Annotated in this window: 16 protein-coding genes; 14 read left to right on the forward strand and 2 right to left on the reverse strand. The window is 29.4% G+C overall.

The features are described from left to right. Positions 1–8 precede the first annotated feature (8 nt). The 13 genes from rnc to ACRCZX_RS02115 all read left to right on the forward strand — a co-directional run bounded on the left by rnc (position 9) and on the right by ACRCZX_RS02115 (position 12,270). Positions 9–719, forward strand: a complete 711-nt coding sequence (rnc, locus tag ACRCZX_RS02055) for a ribonuclease III (protein WP_438581283.1) — start codon at positions 9–11, stop codon at positions 717–719. Then, on the forward strand, positions 706–1,752 hold the full coding sequence (locus ACRCZX_RS02060; protein WP_438581284.1) for an elongator complex protein 3: 1,047 nt from the start codon (positions 706–708) through the stop codon (positions 1,750–1,752). The genes rnc and ACRCZX_RS02060 overlap by 14 nt, the downstream gene beginning before the upstream one ends. Then, positions 1,727–3,193 (forward strand): Rne/Rng family ribonuclease, encoded by a 1,467-nt coding sequence (locus ACRCZX_RS02065; RefSeq protein ID WP_438581285.1) that lies wholly within the window; start codon positions 1,727–1,729, stop codon positions 3,191–3,193. The genes ACRCZX_RS02060 and ACRCZX_RS02065 overlap by 26 nt, the downstream gene beginning before the upstream one ends. 7 nt (positions 3,194–3,200) lie before the next feature. Next, positions 3,201–3,686 (forward strand): pantetheine-phosphate adenylyltransferase, encoded by a 486-nt coding sequence (gene coaD / locus ACRCZX_RS02070; RefSeq protein WP_438581286.1) that lies wholly within the window; start codon positions 3,201–3,203, stop codon positions 3,684–3,686. Further along, on the forward strand, positions 3,686–5,071 hold the full coding sequence (gene radA, locus ACRCZX_RS02075; protein WP_438581287.1) for a DNA repair protein RadA: 1,386 nt from the start codon (positions 3,686–3,688) through the stop codon (positions 5,069–5,071). Before coaD ends, radA begins: the two co-directional genes overlap by 1 nt. Next, positions 5,064–6,125, forward strand: coding sequence for a DNA integrity scanning diadenylate cyclase DisA (gene disA / locus ACRCZX_RS02080; RefSeq protein ID WP_438581288.1), 1,062 nt, complete (start codon positions 5,064–5,066; stop codon positions 6,123–6,125). The genes radA and disA overlap by 8 nt, the downstream gene beginning before the upstream one ends. A 91-nt stretch (positions 6,126–6,216) precedes the next feature. Further along, positions 6,217–6,504 carry a metal-sensitive transcriptional regulator gene (locus ACRCZX_RS02085; protein ID WP_438581289.1) on the forward strand — a complete coding sequence of 96 codons (288 nt, stop codon included), beginning with the start codon at positions 6,217–6,219 and terminating at the stop codon, positions 6,502–6,504. A 75-nt stretch (positions 6,505–6,579) separates the two neighbouring features. Next, complete coding sequence (locus tag ACRCZX_RS02090) at positions 6,580–7,545, forward strand: BMP family lipoprotein (RefSeq protein WP_438581290.1); 966 nt, start codon at positions 6,580–6,582, stop codon at positions 7,543–7,545. 65 nt (positions 7,546–7,610) lie between these two features. Next, on the forward strand, positions 7,611–8,792 hold the full coding sequence (locus ACRCZX_RS02095) for a phosphopentomutase (RefSeq protein WP_438581291.1): 1,182 nt from the start codon (positions 7,611–7,613) through the stop codon (positions 8,790–8,792). 27 nt (positions 8,793–8,819) lie between these two features. Continuing rightward, positions 8,820–9,524, forward strand: a complete 705-nt coding sequence (gene deoD, locus ACRCZX_RS02100) for a purine-nucleoside phosphorylase (protein ID WP_438581292.1) — start codon at positions 8,820–8,822, stop codon at positions 9,522–9,524. 1 nt (position 9,525) lies between these two features. After that, the gene (gene cdd / locus ACRCZX_RS02105) at positions 9,526–9,918 is read left to right on the forward strand and encodes a cytidine deaminase (protein ID WP_438581293.1); all 393 of its coding nucleotides are present in this window, start codon (positions 9,526–9,528) and stop codon (positions 9,916–9,918) included. A 26-nt stretch (positions 9,919–9,944) separates the two neighbouring features. Beyond that, positions 9,945–10,655: a GntR family transcriptional regulator gene (locus tag ACRCZX_RS02110; RefSeq protein ID WP_438581294.1), complete on the forward strand. Its 711-nt coding sequence runs from the start codon at positions 9,945–9,947 to the stop codon at positions 10,653–10,655. Between the two features lie 196 nt (positions 10,656–10,851). Continuing rightward, positions 10,852–12,270, forward strand: a complete 1,419-nt coding sequence (locus ACRCZX_RS02115; protein WP_438581295.1) for an aspartate ammonia-lyase — start codon at positions 10,852–10,854, stop codon at positions 12,268–12,270. Positions 12,271–12,322: 52 nt separating this feature from the next. On the opposite strand, the gene ACRCZX_RS02120 is transcribed toward ACRCZX_RS02115, so the two are convergent. Together ACRCZX_RS02120 and corA are read right to left on the reverse strand one after the other, a co-directional pair. Continuing rightward, positions 12,323–13,147, reverse strand: coding sequence for a mechanosensitive ion channel family protein (locus tag ACRCZX_RS02120; protein ID WP_438581296.1), 825 nt, complete (start codon positions 13,145–13,147; stop codon positions 12,323–12,325). A gap of 40 nt (positions 13,148–13,187) precedes the next feature. Next, positions 13,188–14,237, reverse strand: coding sequence for a magnesium/cobalt transporter CorA (corA, locus tag ACRCZX_RS02125; protein WP_438581297.1), 1,050 nt, complete (start codon positions 14,235–14,237; stop codon positions 13,188–13,190). Between the two features lie 186 nt (positions 14,238–14,423). Here corA and ACRCZX_RS02130 point away from each other — a divergent pair, with 186 nt between their 5' ends. Next, positions 14,424–15,290, forward strand: coding sequence for a hypothetical protein (locus ACRCZX_RS02130; RefSeq protein ID WP_438581298.1), 867 nt, complete (start codon positions 14,424–14,426; stop codon positions 15,288–15,290). Positions 15,291–15,479: the final 189 nt, after the last annotated feature.

The following is a 15,479-nucleotide window of genomic DNA, read 5'->3' on the forward strand; positions in this document are numbered from 1 at the left end:
AGAGATAAGTGAAAAGACCATATCTAGAATTAGAAGATAAAATAGGTTATATATTTAAAAATAAAGACCTATTAAAAAATGCACTTATCCATAGATCTTTTGGAAACGAACATGCTAAATACAGAAAATTAAATAATGAGAGACTAGAACTGTTAGGTGACGCAGTTCTGGATCTTATTGTAACAGAGCATTTATATAAAACTTATCCAAATGCTCTAGAGGGAGATTTAGCAAAACTAAAAGCTATGGTAGTAAGTGAACCTGTATTGGCAAAAATATCTAAGACTTTAAACTTCGGACAATATTTAATGCTAAGTAAAGGTGAAGAGTTAACAGGTGGAAGAGAGAGAAACTCTATATTAGGAGATGTATTTGAAGCGATTTTGGGAGCTATATATTTAGATTCTGATTTTGTAACAACGAAAGATATTGCTATGAAATATCTAAGACATCCAATAGAACATGTAAATGAAAATGAAGAGATACTTGATTTTAAAACTATATTACAAGAATATAGCCAAAAAGAATATAAAATTATACCAGCTTATGGAGTAATAAACGAAGAGGGTCCAGATCATTTGAAAATTTTTGAAGTTGAAGCTGTTATAAGTCCTACTTTAAAAGGCTATGGTAAAGGAAAAAATAAAAAAAGTGCTGAACAATCGGCAGCTAAAGATATTTGTAAAAAATTAGGAGTAAAACTTTATGAAACACTATAATATTCCAATCTTTATTAGTCATTTTGGTTGCCCAAATGACTGTGTTTTTTGTAATCAGAAAAAAATAAATGGTAGAGAGACAGATGTTTCTACAGATGATATAAAAGATATAATTGAATCGTATTTAAAAACTCTTCCAAAAAAATCCAAGAAAGAGGTGGCTTTTTTTGGTGGAACTTTTACAGGAATTTCTATAAAATTACAAGAAGAGTATTTGTCTGTAGTCTATGAATATATAAAAAAAGGTTTGATTGATGGTATTAGAATATCAACAAGACCAGATTATATAAATGAAGAGATAGTGGAAATACTTCGAAAATATGGAGTTACAACTGTAGAGTTAGGAGTTCAATCTTTAGATGAAGATGTTTTAAGACAAACACATAGATTTTATCCAGTACAAAATGTATTTCTAGCATCAAAATTAATAAAATCAGCTGGAATCCAATTGGGGATTCAGCTTATGCTAGGATTACCAGGATCAACAGATGAAAGTGATTATATGAGTGCTGTGAAAACTGTTGAATTAAATCCAGATGTTGCAAGAATATATCCAACTTTAGTTATAAAAGAAACTGAGATGGCCGAGATGTTTAGAAATGGAAGTTATATTCCTTTAAGTCTAGATAAAGCAGTAAAAAGATGTAAGAAAATATATTCACTTTTAGATTACAGTGATATAAATATTATTCGTGTAGGATTACAGCCAACAGAAGATTTAAATGACAGTGAAAATGTTTTAGGGGGCCCTTTCCATCCAGCTTTTAGAGAGCTTGTTGTTGGAGAAATTTATTATGATTTTTTAAAAAATATATTAGAAGTAGAAGAAAGATTAGAAGTAGAAAGTAATGAAAAGAACGTTTCCAGAATAGTAGGTATAAATAAAATTAATAGAGAAAAATTTGGCAAAGATTTAAAAATTAAGATAGATAACACATTAGAAGTAAATGTTATAAAAGTAAATGGAAATATTTACTCATGGAAACAGGTTCTTAGGGGAGAGATAGATGAACCAGGTAATAATAAATACTAATAGTTTTAAAACAAGAGCTGCGGTTTTGGAAAATGGGAAAGTTATGGAGATTCATATAGAAAGAGAAGGAGAAGGAACATTAAATGGAAACATATACAAGGGTAAAGTTGCCAATGTTCTTCCAGGAATGGAATCTGCTTTCGTAAATATAGGTCTCGAAAAAAATGGATTTTTATATGTTAAAGATTTAAGAGAGTTCGAAGAAAAGTATTTGACAGGATTTTTTGAAACTGCTAAACCAATAGAAGAGCTTCTAAAAGTTGGTGATGATGTAGTTTTACAAGTTTTAAGTGATCCTAGAGGAAGTAAAGGAGCTAGAGTAACAACTCATTACACAATTCCAGGTAAATTTTTAGTTTTGATGCCAAATAACAATCATATAGCTATATCAAAAAAAATAAAAGATGAATCTGAAAGAAAAAGATTGGAAAATTTATTTTCTGAAATAGTTCCAAATGGAATGGGTGTTATAATTAGAACTGCTGCTGAAGGCAAGAGTATATACCATTTTGAAAAAGAGTTACAATATTTAATTAAAAAATGGGAAGAGATTGATATTAAAGTAAAATCTTCTAAAACAGGAGAGTTGTTATATAAAGATAATGGTATTGTTAGTAAAGTGCTTCGAGATATAATAGGAAATGACACAGATGAGATAGTTGTTGATAATGAAGATGTCTATTGGGAAATGATGGATTATATTAGAGCTTTTACTGAGGGAGTATCAAAAGTAAAAATGAAATTGCATGCAGAAAAAGATGATATTTTTGAAAAGTATGCTATTCAAAAAGAAATTGAAAAATCACTAGAAGAGACAACTTATTTAGAATGTGGTGGTTCTATTGTTATTGAAAAAACTGAAGCATTGGTAAGTATAGATGTAAATACTGGTAAAAATATAGGAAGTATGAATCTAGAGGAGACTGTTGTAAAAACAAATATAGAAGCTGCAGAAGAGATTGCAAGACAGCTACGTATAAGAAACCTTTCTGGAATTATTATAATTGACTTTATAGACATGAAAATAGAAGAGGATAAAGCCAAAGTTTTAGAAGTCTTAGAAAAAAATTTAGCTAAAGATAGAGTAAAAACAAATATAATTCATTTTACTGATTTAGGATTAGTGGAGATGACTAGAAAAAGATTGGGGAAACCATTAAGTTACTATTTTCAAGATGAGTGTCCTATGTGTAAAGGAACTGGAAAAATAAAAGGTAGTAGAGCAATAGTTGAGAATATAATAAAAGAATTAAAAGAAATTGTTGATGAAAAAGATGTAAAAACTATTAAAGTATTAACTAAAGAATCTGTAAAAGAGAAAATAGATAATATATATATAGATTTTATAAAAGCTTTTTTAAAAAAGAATGGAAAAAAAATACAGATTACAACAAAAAATAGAGATCCTTTAAAAGATTACGAAATAATATTGGAGAGTTAGATATAAAATGAAATTAGCTTTGTATTCGGGGACGTTTGATCCAATAACAAAAGGTCATATTGAAATAATAAAAAAAGCGAGTAAAATGTGTGATAAGTTAGTGGTAGCTGTCTTAAACAATAGTTCTAAAAAGACTCTGTTTAGTTTGGAAGAACGTAAAGAGATGGTTCAGAATACATTGAAAGACATAAAAAATATAGAGGTTATCGAGCATACGGGACTTTTAGTGGATTATATGAAAGAGATAGGTTGTAATTATATAATTAGAGGATTAAGAGCTGTAGTTGATTATGAATATGAATTATCTTTAGCTTATGGAAATTATGATATATCTGAAGGAAATATAGAAACTGTTTTTATACCATCTTCAAAAGAATACTTGTATGTAAGTTCTTCAATAGTTAGAGAATTAGCATTGTACAATGGTAAATTAGATAAGTATTTAGATAATTATGTAATTGAAAAGATAAGAAAAAAAATTAAGGAGTGTTAATGGCAAAAGCAAAGAGTTTTTATGCTTGTAGTGAATGCGGCTATAAAACTATAAAATGGATGGGAAAATGCGAGAACTGTGGAGAATGGGGAACTTTTGATGAAGAAATAGAAATGTCACCAGCAGCTTCAAAAAGTATTAAATCATCGGCTAGTTCACTTCAAAATATTGAAAAAAAAGTATTTTCATTTGCTAATATCCAAATAGAAAAGAATTTTAGATATAAAACTAAGATATCTGAGTTTGATAGACTTTTAGGTGGTGGACTTGTAAAAGGAGAAGTTGTTTTAATAACTGGAAGTCCAGGAATTGGAAAATCAACATTACTTTTACAAACTGCAAAAGAATATACTGTTTATGGAGATGTCTTGTATGTATCAGGAGAAGAATCACCAGCACAAATAAAATCAAGAGGTCAAAGATTAGGTATAGACTCAGAAAATTTATATTTAATGTCAGAAACAGATATCCAAAGCATTTATGAATATGTTATAACTAAAAAACCTAAAATAGTTATTGTTGATTCAATACAGACGTTATATAATTCAGAAGTAGATTCAATTCCAGGAACACCAACTCAAATAAAAGAGTGCACTTTAAAAATAATAGAATTAGCTAAAAAAAATGATGTTTCATTTTTTATAGTTGGTCACATTACAAAAGATGGAAAAGTAGCAGGTCCAAAATTATTGGAACATATGGTAGATGCTGTTTTTCACTTTGAAGGTGAAGAAGGATTGTTTTATAGAATACTTAGAAGTTTGAAAAATAGATTTGGTTCAACAAATGAATTAGCTGTATTCAGTATGGAAGAAACAGGAATACACGAAGTTAAAAATTCGTCAGAGTTTTTTTTGAGTGAAAGAGATGAAAAAAATATTGGAAGTATGGTTGTTCCAGTTTTAGAAGGAACAAAAGTATTTTTATTAGAAATTCAAACTTTGCTTACAGAGTGTACAATTGGAATTCCAAAAAGAATTGTCCAAGGTTTTGATAGAAATAGAATGCAGATTTTAATAGCAATAGCTGAAAAAAGAATGGGATTAAACTTAGGGATGAAAGATTTGTTTATTAATATTCCTGGCGGACTTTCAATAAATGACCCAGCAGCAGATTTGGGAGCTCTTATATCAATAGTATCTTTATACAAAAATGTTGCAATTAGTCAAAAAATAGCAGCGATAGGAGAGTTAGGATTAAGAGGCGAAATAAGAAAAGCATTTTTTATAGATAGGAGATTGAGAGAATTAGAAAAATTGGGATTTAAAGGAGTTTACGTTCCTGAAACGAATAGAAAAGAGATAGAAAAAAATAGTTATAAATTGAAAATAATATATTTGAAAAATTTAGAAGAATTTTTAGAAAGGATGAGCAAAGATGAATAACCCAGAATTCTTAGAAATTCTTTCTCTGTTGGCTCCAGGGACAAAGTTAAGAGAGGGGATATATAATGTTTTAGATGGTGAAATGGGAGCATTGATCGTAGTTGGATTAGATTCAGAAGTTCAAAAAATAATGGATGGTGGATTTGAAATTAATTGTGAATATAGACCAGAAAAATTATTTGAACTTTGTAAGATGGATGGAGCTATAGTTCTAGATTCAGATATCACAAAGATATATTCAGCGAATGTTCACTTGCAACCAAGTATGAGGTTCTCTACAAATGAAAGTGGTACTAGGCATAGAACTGCTCAAAGAGTAGCGAAGCAAACAAATAAATTAGTTATAGCTGTTTCAGAAAGAAAAAAAGTTGTAACAATTTATAAAGGTGAGATGAAACATAGACTTAGAAGTACTACAGATTTAATGAGTGAAGCATCACAAGGTTTGAATACTCTAGAACGTTATCGTTTTGTGTTAGACAAAACTTTGGGTAATTTAACAATTTTAGAATTGGATGATTTAGTGACATTGTATGAAGTTACTGTTGTTCTTCAAAGATTTGAAAAAGTTACAAGAATCTTTAATGAAATGAATAACTATATGACTGAATTAGGTGTAGATGGAAGACTTGTAAAACTTCATTTAAACGATTTGATTCAAGATATTGAAAGTGAAAAAGAGGACTTTTTAAGAGATTATTGGAACGATTCAAATGACCAATTTGATTTAGAGGAAATAACAGATAGATTATCTAAATTGACAGATGACGAATTAAAAGAACTTGAAAAATTATCGGCGGTTTTAGATTATGGAAAAACATATTCAACTTTAGGAAATAGAGTTACACCTAAAGGATATAGAATATTGGATAAAATAACAAAGCTTACAAAAAGAGATATTGATAAAATTGTAAACAATTATGGCAACTTATCAAAAGTTCAAGAAGCTTCAACTGAAGAACTTTTAGAAATAAAAGGAATTAGTAAGTTTAAAATAAAAGCAATTCAAACAGGCTTGAAAAGATTAAAAGTAACTGTTGAATTAGAGAAATAAAATCTACTTAAAAAAGTAGATTTTTTTTTATTTCTATGATACCATCCTAACATAGGGGTGTACCCTATATTAGGATGGTAGGAGGATTTTTATGGAAAAAAATTGCACAAGTAAAATATGTGGAAATAAAAAAAAATTGATAACTAGAGCTAACAGAATAGAGGGGCAAATAAGAGGGATTAAGAGAATGATTGAAGAAGATAATTATTGTGATGATGTATTAAATCAGATTTCATCAGCCAAAGCTGCTTTGGATGGAGTTGCAAAATTAATACTCGAAGCTCATTTGAGAAAGTGTGTTGTATCAGGTATAAAAAATAATGAAGAGAACAAAGTAATTGATGAATTGATATATACTTTAGGTAAAATGATGAAATAATGATAAAAATTTCTTTTCATTAAGATAATTTTATGTTAGAATTCTACTAGTATAAAGTTATTTAGGAGGGTATTAATGAGAAAAGTAGTTACTTTTGTTATGTCACTGATGTTAGCAATTGGATTATTTGCAGCAAAACCACTGAAGGTAGGGATAGTTTTATCAACAGGTGGATTAGGGGACAAGTCATTTAATGATGCTGCTTACAGAGGTTTAGAATTAGCTAAAAAAGATTTGGGGATTGAATTTAAATATGTAGAACCAGCATCACCTGCTGAAGACGAAGAGTTTTTAAGAGAATATGCAGAAGCTGGATATGATTTAATAATAGCAACAGGATTTCAGATGACAGAATCTGCAAAAGCAGTAGCTGCAGATTATGAAGATGTAAAATTCTTAATGATTGACGATGTTGTAGATTTACCGAATGTAAAATCATTAATTTTTAAAGAAGAAGAGGGTTCATTCTTAGTTGGAGTTATAGCTGGTTTAATGACAAAGAATAACGCTGTCGGATTTGTTGGAGGAATGGAAAATCCTTTAATCAAAAAATTTGAGGTTGGATTTAAGCAAGGTGCAGAGTATGTAAGTCCAGGAGTTAAATTCTATTCTGTTTATACAACAGGACCAAATCCATTTAACGATCCTGTTAGAGGAAAAGAAAATGCTATTTCAGAAATAAACCAAGGTGCAGATGTAATATATCATGCAGCAGGTGGAACAGGAATGGGAGTTATTGCAGCAGCAAAAGAAAAGAAAGTTTTTGCTATTGGAGTTGATTCGAATCAAGATGGTGTAGCACCAGGAACTGTTTTAACATCAATGTTAAAAAATGTTGATGTTGGAGTTTACGATACAATTAAAGCTTTACAAAGCGGAGAGTTCTTAGCGGGATTATCTGTTTATGGAGCAAAGGAAAATGGAGTTGGAGTAACTGAGTTTGAATTTACAAAAGACATTATAGGTGCAGAAAAACTTCAGAAATTTGAAGAGATCAAAGCAAAATTAATGGCTGGAGAAATTAAAGTAAGTGATAAATAATAAATGGGGGCTGGTCAATTTTGATCAGCCTTTTGTTACCTTAATGAAAAGGAGAGTGGAATTTTATGCAAAAATTAGAAAGAGTGACTCTTATTGTTTTAGATAGTGCAGGTGTTGGAGCTTTGCCTGATGCAAAGGAATTTGGAGATGTAGGAACAAATACTTTAGCTAACATTGCTTTAACAACAGGTGGATTAAACTTAAAAAATATGGAAAAGCTAGGATTAGGAAATATTATAGAACTTTTAGGTGTAGATCCAGTAGAAAAAGCATCTGGAGCTTATGGAAAAGCAGCAGAATTATCAAAAGGAAAAGATACAACGACAGGGCATTGGGAAATAGCTGGAATCGTACAAGAAAAAGCTTTTCCAACATATCCAAATGGTTTTCCGAAAGAAACTTTAGATGCTCTTGAAAAAGTAACAGGAAGAAAAATTCTTTGTAACTTGCCTTACTCAGGAACAGATGTTTTAGATGTTTATGGAGAAGAGCAGTTAGCTACAGGTAGTTGGATTCTTTATACATCGGCCGATCCAGTACTTCAAATAGCTGCCAATGAAGAGTTGATATCTTTAGATGAGCTATATAGGGCATGTGAAAAAGCATTGGAAATATGTAAAGAGTTATCACCAGTGGCAAGAGTTATTGCAAGACCTTTTGTAGGGAAAAAAGCAGGGGAATTCACAAGAACATCGAATAGACATGATTACTCTGTTGAACCACCTATAGAAAGTATGTTGGATAGAATTAAAAAATATGGTTTGAATGTAATTGGAGTCGGAAAAACTAGCGATATATTTGCAGGTGTGGGATTAACAGAAAGCAGAGGAACGAATAAAGATAATCTAGATGGAATATTAAAAACAATAGAAGAGTTGAAGAAAGATACAAAAGGACTCATATTCACAAATTTAGTTGATTTTGATATGAAGTATGGACACAGAAGAGATCCAAAGGGATATAAATTAGCTTTAGAAGAGTTTGATAATTATCTACCTGAAATAATAGAAAATTTAAAAGAAAATGAAATGCTTATTTTAACTGCAGATCATGGATGTGATCCAACGTATAAAGGTAGTGATCATACTAGAGAATATATACCTTTGTTAGTTTATGGGAAAACTTTAAAAGAAAATGTGAATTTAGAAATACAAGAAAGTTTTAGTACAATAGCTGCAACAATAGAGGAACTATTATTAGGGAAAACCGATTTGAACGGAAGTTTTGCCGACTTAATAACAAAATAAAATATAAATTTGAAATGGGAGGATAAAATGAGCGTACATATAGGAGCAAAACAAGGTGAGATAGCAGAAACGGTTTTATTACCAGGAGATCCCTTAAGAGCAAAATGGATAGCAGAAACATTTTTAGAAAATGTAGTTTGTTATAATGAAGTTAGAGGAATGTATGGTTATACTGGAACTTACAAAGGAAAAAGAATTTCTGTGCAAGGAACGGGAATGGGGATACCTTCTATTTCTATATATGTTAATGAACTTATAAGAGAATATGGAGTTAAAAATCTTATAAGAGTTGGAACAGCAGGTTCTTATAGAAAAGATGTTAAAGTAAGAGATGTAATATTAGCTATGTCTTCTTCAACAACTTCAGGTATGAATAGACATAGATTTGGTGGAGCAGATTATGCACCAACAGCCGACTTTGGACTGTTTATGAAAGTAGCATCAATAGCAGAGGAAAAAGGAATAGCTATAAAAGGTGGAAATGTATTAACAGCAGATGAGTTTTATGGAGATAATTTTGATGCTTATAAAAAGTGGGCTGATTTTGGAGTTTTATGTGTTGAGATGGAAACAGCAGCACTTTATACAATAGCAGCTAAATACAATGTTAAAGCCTTGACTATATTAACAATTTCAGATTGTTTAGTAACTGGAGAAGAAACAACATCTTTAGAGAGACAAACAACAATGAAAGATATGGTAGAGATAGCTTTAGAAAGTGTTGTGAAATAGTATGACAGAAAAATTAATCTTAGAATATTTAGACAAAGCAATAGCTGCAAGAGAAAAAGCATACGCACCATATTCAAAATTTTTAGTTGGAGCAGTTTTGGTAGATGAAGATGGAGAGGAAACATCAGGAGCGAATGTAGAAAATGCTTCTTATGGTCTTTCTAATTGTGCTGAAAGAAGCGCTATATTTGCAGCAGCAAGCAAAGGTATGAGGAAAATAAAGATAATAGCGGTTGTTGCTGATACAACAGGGCCAGTAAGCCCTTGTGGAGCTTGTAGACAAGTTATAAAAGAGTTTGCGAATGAAGATATAATAATAATTTTAGGGAATTTAAAAAAGGATTATAAAATTATGAGTATGGAAGAGTTGTTACCATATGGATTTGAATTATAATTTGCTTAAGAAGTGAGGTGATTGAGATGTCTAGAGAAAATAGTAATTCGGTTTATGCGTATAAAATATTAAAAAGAAATATATTTGAGTTGAATTTAAAACCTGGAAGCGAATTAAGTGAAAAAGTTTTAGGAGAAAAACTAGGTATGAGTAGAACTCCTATAAGAGAAGCTTTAATCTTGTTAAAGCACGATCAATTAATAGAAAGTATTCCACAAAAAGGAACTTTTGTAACGAAGATAAGTGCCCAGAAAGTTTTAGAAGCTAAAATTTTGAGAGTAGCATTAGAAACAGCTGCTTTTGAAAGAGTAATAGAAAAATTAGATTCTGAATTTATAGAACATTTAAGAACAAGTATTAGAATCCAAAGAATATACTGTGAAGGGAATCGTAATTATTTAGAGTTCCATAAGATGGATAATGATTTTCATAAAATGATATTTGAAAAAGCTGAAATACCTGGACTTTGGGAGTTGGCTTCAAATGGAACTGGCCATTACCAAAGAGTAAGAGTTTTAAATGCTAAAAATAAAATAAGTGATATATCGGTAGTTGAAGAGCATGAAGAGATTTTAGAAGCTTTAGAAAAAAAAGATATAGAAAATTTAAGAGGGATGTTAGAACATCATCTTGGAAGAACACTTTTAAAATTACAAGAATTAGAAGCAGAAAATCCAGAATATTTTGAAATTAAAGAAGAGTTTACAAAAGAAGAAGATTTTATTTTGTTAAAATAACTTTTAAATTAAAACCTCACAAAAAACTTGAAATTTTATAGAAAAACCAGTATACTTAGAACAAATAAGAATAAAATGAACTAAAAAAGAACTAATTGTTTAAATTTCAAAATTAAAAATAATGAAAATTAAATTTCATCGTTTTATATTTTGAAAAGCTGGGGAGAGTATAAAAAGAGAGGGAAGGTGAAGCGTTTTGGAAAAGTTTAGAATAGAAAATGATTCAATAGGAACATTAGAGGTTCCAAAGAATGCTTATTATGGAATACAATCATTAAGAGGGAAAAATAATTTTCATATTACAGGGTACAGAGCAAGTAATGATTTTATAAAAGCATTAGCTTATGTAAAAAAAGCTTCTGCAATAGCCAATTTACAAGCAGGAATGTTAGATAAAAAAGTAGTAGATGCGATAATTAAAGCAGCGGAAGAAGTTATAGATGGAAAGTTTATGGAAGAGTTCATAACTGATGTAATACAAGGTGGAGCAGGAACATCTATGAATATGAATATGAATGAAGTTATCGCAAATAGAGCTGGAGAGTTACTAGGAGGAGAGTTAGGAAAGTATGATAAAGTTCATCCTAATGACCATGTGAATTATGGGCAATCTACAAACGATGTAATTCCAACAGCAGGAAAATTAGCTTTACAAATAATGTCAAAAAGTCTTTTGGAAAGTTTAAATAGATTGAATAAAGTTTTGTTGGATAAAAGTATTGAGTTTGACAATGTTATAAAAATGGGAAGAACACATCTTCAAGATGCAGTTCCAATTAGACTAGGACAAGAGTTTAAAGCTTATGCTCAACCTATAAAAAGAGATATTGGAAGAATAAAAATGGCTTTGGAAGATTTGAAAACTGTAAATATGGGAGCTACAGCTGTAGGAACAGGTATTAATGCAGATACAAAATATGTAGAGGATGTAGTTAGAATTTTATCTAAAGTTACAGATGTAGAGTTTGTTCAAGCAGAGGATTTGGTTGATGGAACTAGAAATTTAGATAGTTTTGTATGGCTATCTTCAGCATTGAAAGTAGCAGCGGTAAATTTATCTAAAATGTCGAATGATTTCAGAATGATGGCTTCAGGTCCTAAAACAGGTTTTGCAGAGATTAATTTACCACAACAACAACCAGGATCATCAATAATGCCAGGAAAAGTTAATCCTGTTATACCTGAAGTTATGAATCAAATATGTTTTCAAATTTTTGGAAACGACCAAACAGTAACTAAAGCAGCAGAGGCAGGCCAGTTAGAATTAAATGTATTTGAACCAGTGTTATTTTTTAATCTATTCCAATCGATTGAGATATTAAAAAATGGAGTAAATACATTAATAGATAATTGTTTGTTAGGAATAACAGCAAATCCAAAAAGATGTCAAGAATTAGTAGATTGCAGTGTTGGAGTAATTACAGCTTTGAATCCACATATAGGATATAAAAATGCTGCTGATATAGCGAAGACATCTATAAAAACAGGTGTTTCTGTGGTTGATTTAGTTTTAGAAAGAAAACTTTTAACAAGAGAAGAGTTAAGTATAATATTAAATCCATTTGAAATGACAAAACCAGGAATACCAGGAAAAAGATTGTTAAAAAATAGATAAAGTAAAAGGAGAGTTTCTTAGAAAAGAAGCTCTCCTTTTGTAATAAAAATTTTTATTTTTGATAAACGTCAAGTTTGTTATATGGAATTTCAATTCCTTCTTGATCAAACTTCTTTTTAACTAATTCTTGTAGATCGAAGAAAACATCCCAGTAATTCTCTTTTTTTGCCCAAACTCTCATTGTGAAATCTAGAGAACTAGCATTATGTTTACTAAGTCTAACAAAAATATCTTTATCTTGAAGAATGAACTTATGTTCTTTCGCGATTGTAGTTAAAATTTCTTTTACTTTGTCTATAGATGTATCATAAGAAACTGAGAATATAGAATCGACTCTTCTTTCGTTATTTGCACCTGCATTGATTATAACTTCAGCTGAAAGTCTTCCGTTTGGAATAACTACAAATTTGTTGTCGACAGTATGTAAAACAGTATATAGGAATGTAATTCTTTGAACAATTCCCTCTGTACCACAACTTATTATATAATCTCCTTTAGTAAAATATCGAGAAGCTAATATTTGCATTCCACCAGCTAAATCAGATAAACTTCCTTTTAATGCAAGTCCAACACCGATACCGATAGATCCAAGAAGAGCTAGAATAGAAGTCATTTCTATTCCAAGTATTTGAATAATATTTAGCGCGTAGAAAATAATAATAATAATACTTAAAAATGAATCTAAAAAGTGTATTAGAAGTTCATCTAATTTTTTAAGAGTTAAAAATTTATTAAAGGCTTTTGTAAGAAAACCTTTTACAGGTTTATAAGTTATCCATAATATTGCTAAAAAAATCATCTTCTTTATGAAGATAGGAGCTGACTTAGCTAAAGCAGCCATAAATTCGTTGATAAAAGTTGCGAGTGTTTGTTCCATTTTAAAAAATCCTCCTTGAATAATATAAATTAAAAAATAATTACCACCATTTTTTCTTTTTGAAGAATATTGCAGTTCCTACAATAATAACGCCCATGATACTAAGGAGACTAAAATATCCGTATTTCCAACTCAGTTCAGGGATATATTCAAAATTCATACCATAAAGTCCAGCTAAGAAACCAAGTGGAATAAAAATAGTAGAAATCATAGTTAAAACTTTCATAATTTCATTCATACCAGTACTTATAGTTGAATGATATAGTTGTAAAAGTTCATTTCCTCTGTTTGAAAGAGCATCATTTGATTCGTTTGCTACAATGATATGATCTTGTAAATCTCTTAAATATATATCAATATCTTCACCTAAGTATTCTTTTATGTCAGAGTCTTTAAATTTAGCTGAAACTTCTTTCAACGGTACAAGAGCTCTTCTAAAATGAAGTAGTTCTTTTTTTAATTCTAAAATCTCATCAAAATCTTTCTTCTTAGGATCACTTGTAACTCTTGCTTCTAAAATATCAACTCTTTCTTCTAAATCTTCAATTATAAGAAAATAGTTATCTACAATTCTGTCGATTAAAGAGTAAGTTAAATAACCTTCTTTTTTAGTTCTTAATCTTCCAGTAGATTTTTCAATTCTTCCTCTTATACTATCAAAAACATCAAATGGATTTTCTTGGAATGTAATTAAAAGATTTGAAAATAATACGAAAGAAACTTGCTCGTATTCATATTTGTGTTTTATATCAGATAACGAAATCATTTTTAATGTGATAAAAATATAATCGTCTCTAATTTCTAATTTTGGTCTTTGTGAATTATTTAAAAGATCTTCTAATATTAAAGAATCTATTTTAAATGTTTCACCAATTTTTTTTATAAGATCAGCATTGTGGATACCACCAATATTAATCCAGTTAACATGTGAGTTGTGAAGATCAATAAAAATATGATCTTTAAAAACAAATGAATCTTTATTAAAACTTTCATGATTATAAGTATAATGTGTTATTGGAATCTCTGTAGTAATTTGACGATTACCAGTATATAAAAGCGTTCCAGGTTGTAAACCTATTTTCTTATTCAATATTGTTCCTCCTAAAAAAGTAAAATTGTATAATATTTTATAAAGATTATACTTCAATATATTACTATAAGTAAAAGATAAAAACAATATATAATTGAAACTTAATTTAAAAATTAGAAAAACTATAAAAAAAATCTGAAACATGTTAAAATAATCTCAAAATTAATTAAAAATTAAGGAGAAAGAATGAATTATTTTTTATTTTTAAATCATCCTAAAGGTGAAGATGTTTACAAAGTAAGTCATCAGAGAGAAGAAATGTTAAGAGAATATTTTAAAAGAGTAGATGTTTTGGAAACAGAGGTTTTTATAAGAGGAGAAAAATATAAAGCGATTGTAGATTATAGTTCTTTTTCAAATTTAGCAAATTTTGATTGTTTTAAATGTCAAGATCCTTGTTGTGCAGATAATCCAATGGTTTATGAAAAACAGACAAGAGAATTTATTTTAGAAAATTTAGAAAGCTATAATAAAAAAACAAAAAATATAGACATATTATTAGAAAATGGTTACGCTTTTGAAGATATTATAAAAAGTATTGAATGTGATGATTGTCTTGTTCCAGATGAAAGAGTAGAAGAAGAAATTTCTCTTTGTAGTTGTTCATTTAAGCCAAATAATGAATCGATGCTTTGTTCTATTCATTCTATTTGTTTGGATAAAAAACTTGGAATAGATGCAATTGTAGATAAAAAGCCGTTAGTTTGTAGTCTTTGGCCGATAGATATAATATCAGAAGAGGATAACAGTGTTTTATATATAACAGTTCCAGATGATTTTACAACTGGATTTACTATAGAAGATTACTATGATACACCTTGTATAAATAAAGAGTTATCTCTAAGTGCAACTTTCAGAAGGAAAAATCCGATAGGATTTTTAGAAAATGAATATGTTCCTTTAATTATGGCTTATGGGGATACATTAAAATATAGTTTGGGCGAAAAGTTTTACACTGATGTTTTGAAAAGACTTTTAGAAAAAGAACTTCTATTTTTAGATGAACTAGAGATAAAAGAAAAACAAATATTAAAAAAACAAAAAAGTAGTTGACGTGTTCTAAAAATTGTGGTAATATACTTCTTGTAGCGGGAAGACCGCACAAGAAGGACATTAGCAACCGAATAGAGAAAATAGTCAGAATGTTGTGTAAACAACAAAATACCAGTAATGGTAAAACCATTTAGATGGTTAAAAGGTGTAAAGAAAGTCTAAGGACTTAAAAATATATTTGAATGAAGA

The sequence above is a fragment of the Cetobacterium sp. genome (assembly GCF_051658645.1).
Taxonomy (GTDB): Bacteria; Fusobacteriota; Fusobacteriia; order Fusobacteriales; family Fusobacteriaceae; genus Cetobacterium_A.

Coding starts and splice junctions, on each gene's coding strand:
- ACRCZX_RS02060 (WP_438581284.1), top strand. CDS start 706: ATGAAACACTATAATATTCCAATCTTTATTAGTCATTTTGGTTGCCCA.
- ACRCZX_RS02065 (WP_438581285.1), top strand. CDS start 1,727: ATGAACCAGGTAATAATAAATACTAATAGTTTTAAAACAAGAGCTGCG.
- coaD (WP_438581286.1), top strand. CDS start 3,201: ATGAAATTAGCTTTGTATTCGGGGACGTTTGATCCAATAACAAAAGGT.
- radA (WP_438581287.1), top strand. CDS start 3,686: ATGGCAAAAGCAAAGAGTTTTTATGCTTGTAGTGAATGCGGCTATAAA.
- disA (WP_438581288.1), top strand. CDS start 5,064: ATGAATAACCCAGAATTCTTAGAAATTCTTTCTCTGTTGGCTCCAGGG.
- ACRCZX_RS02085 (WP_438581289.1), top strand. CDS start 6,217: ATGGAAAAAAATTGCACAAGTAAAATATGTGGAAATAAAAAAAAATTG.
- ACRCZX_RS02090 (WP_438581290.1), top strand. CDS start 6,580: ATGAGAAAAGTAGTTACTTTTGTTATGTCACTGATGTTAGCAATTGGA.
- ACRCZX_RS02095 (WP_438581291.1), top strand. CDS start 7,611: ATGCAAAAATTAGAAAGAGTGACTCTTATTGTTTTAGATAGTGCAGGT.
- deoD (WP_438581292.1), top strand. CDS start 8,820: ATGAGCGTACATATAGGAGCAAAACAAGGTGAGATAGCAGAAACGGTT.
- cdd (WP_438581293.1), top strand. CDS start 9,526: ATGACAGAAAAATTAATCTTAGAATATTTAGACAAAGCAATAGCTGCA.
- ACRCZX_RS02110 (WP_438581294.1), top strand. CDS start 9,945: ATGTCTAGAGAAAATAGTAATTCGGTTTATGCGTATAAAATATTAAAA.
- ACRCZX_RS02120 (WP_438581296.1), bottom strand. CDS start 13,147: ATGGAACAAACACTCGCAACTTTTATCAACGAATTTATGGCTGCTTTA.
- ACRCZX_RS02130 (WP_438581298.1), top strand. CDS start 14,424: ATGAATTATTTTTTATTTTTAAATCATCCTAAAGGTGAAGATGTTTAC.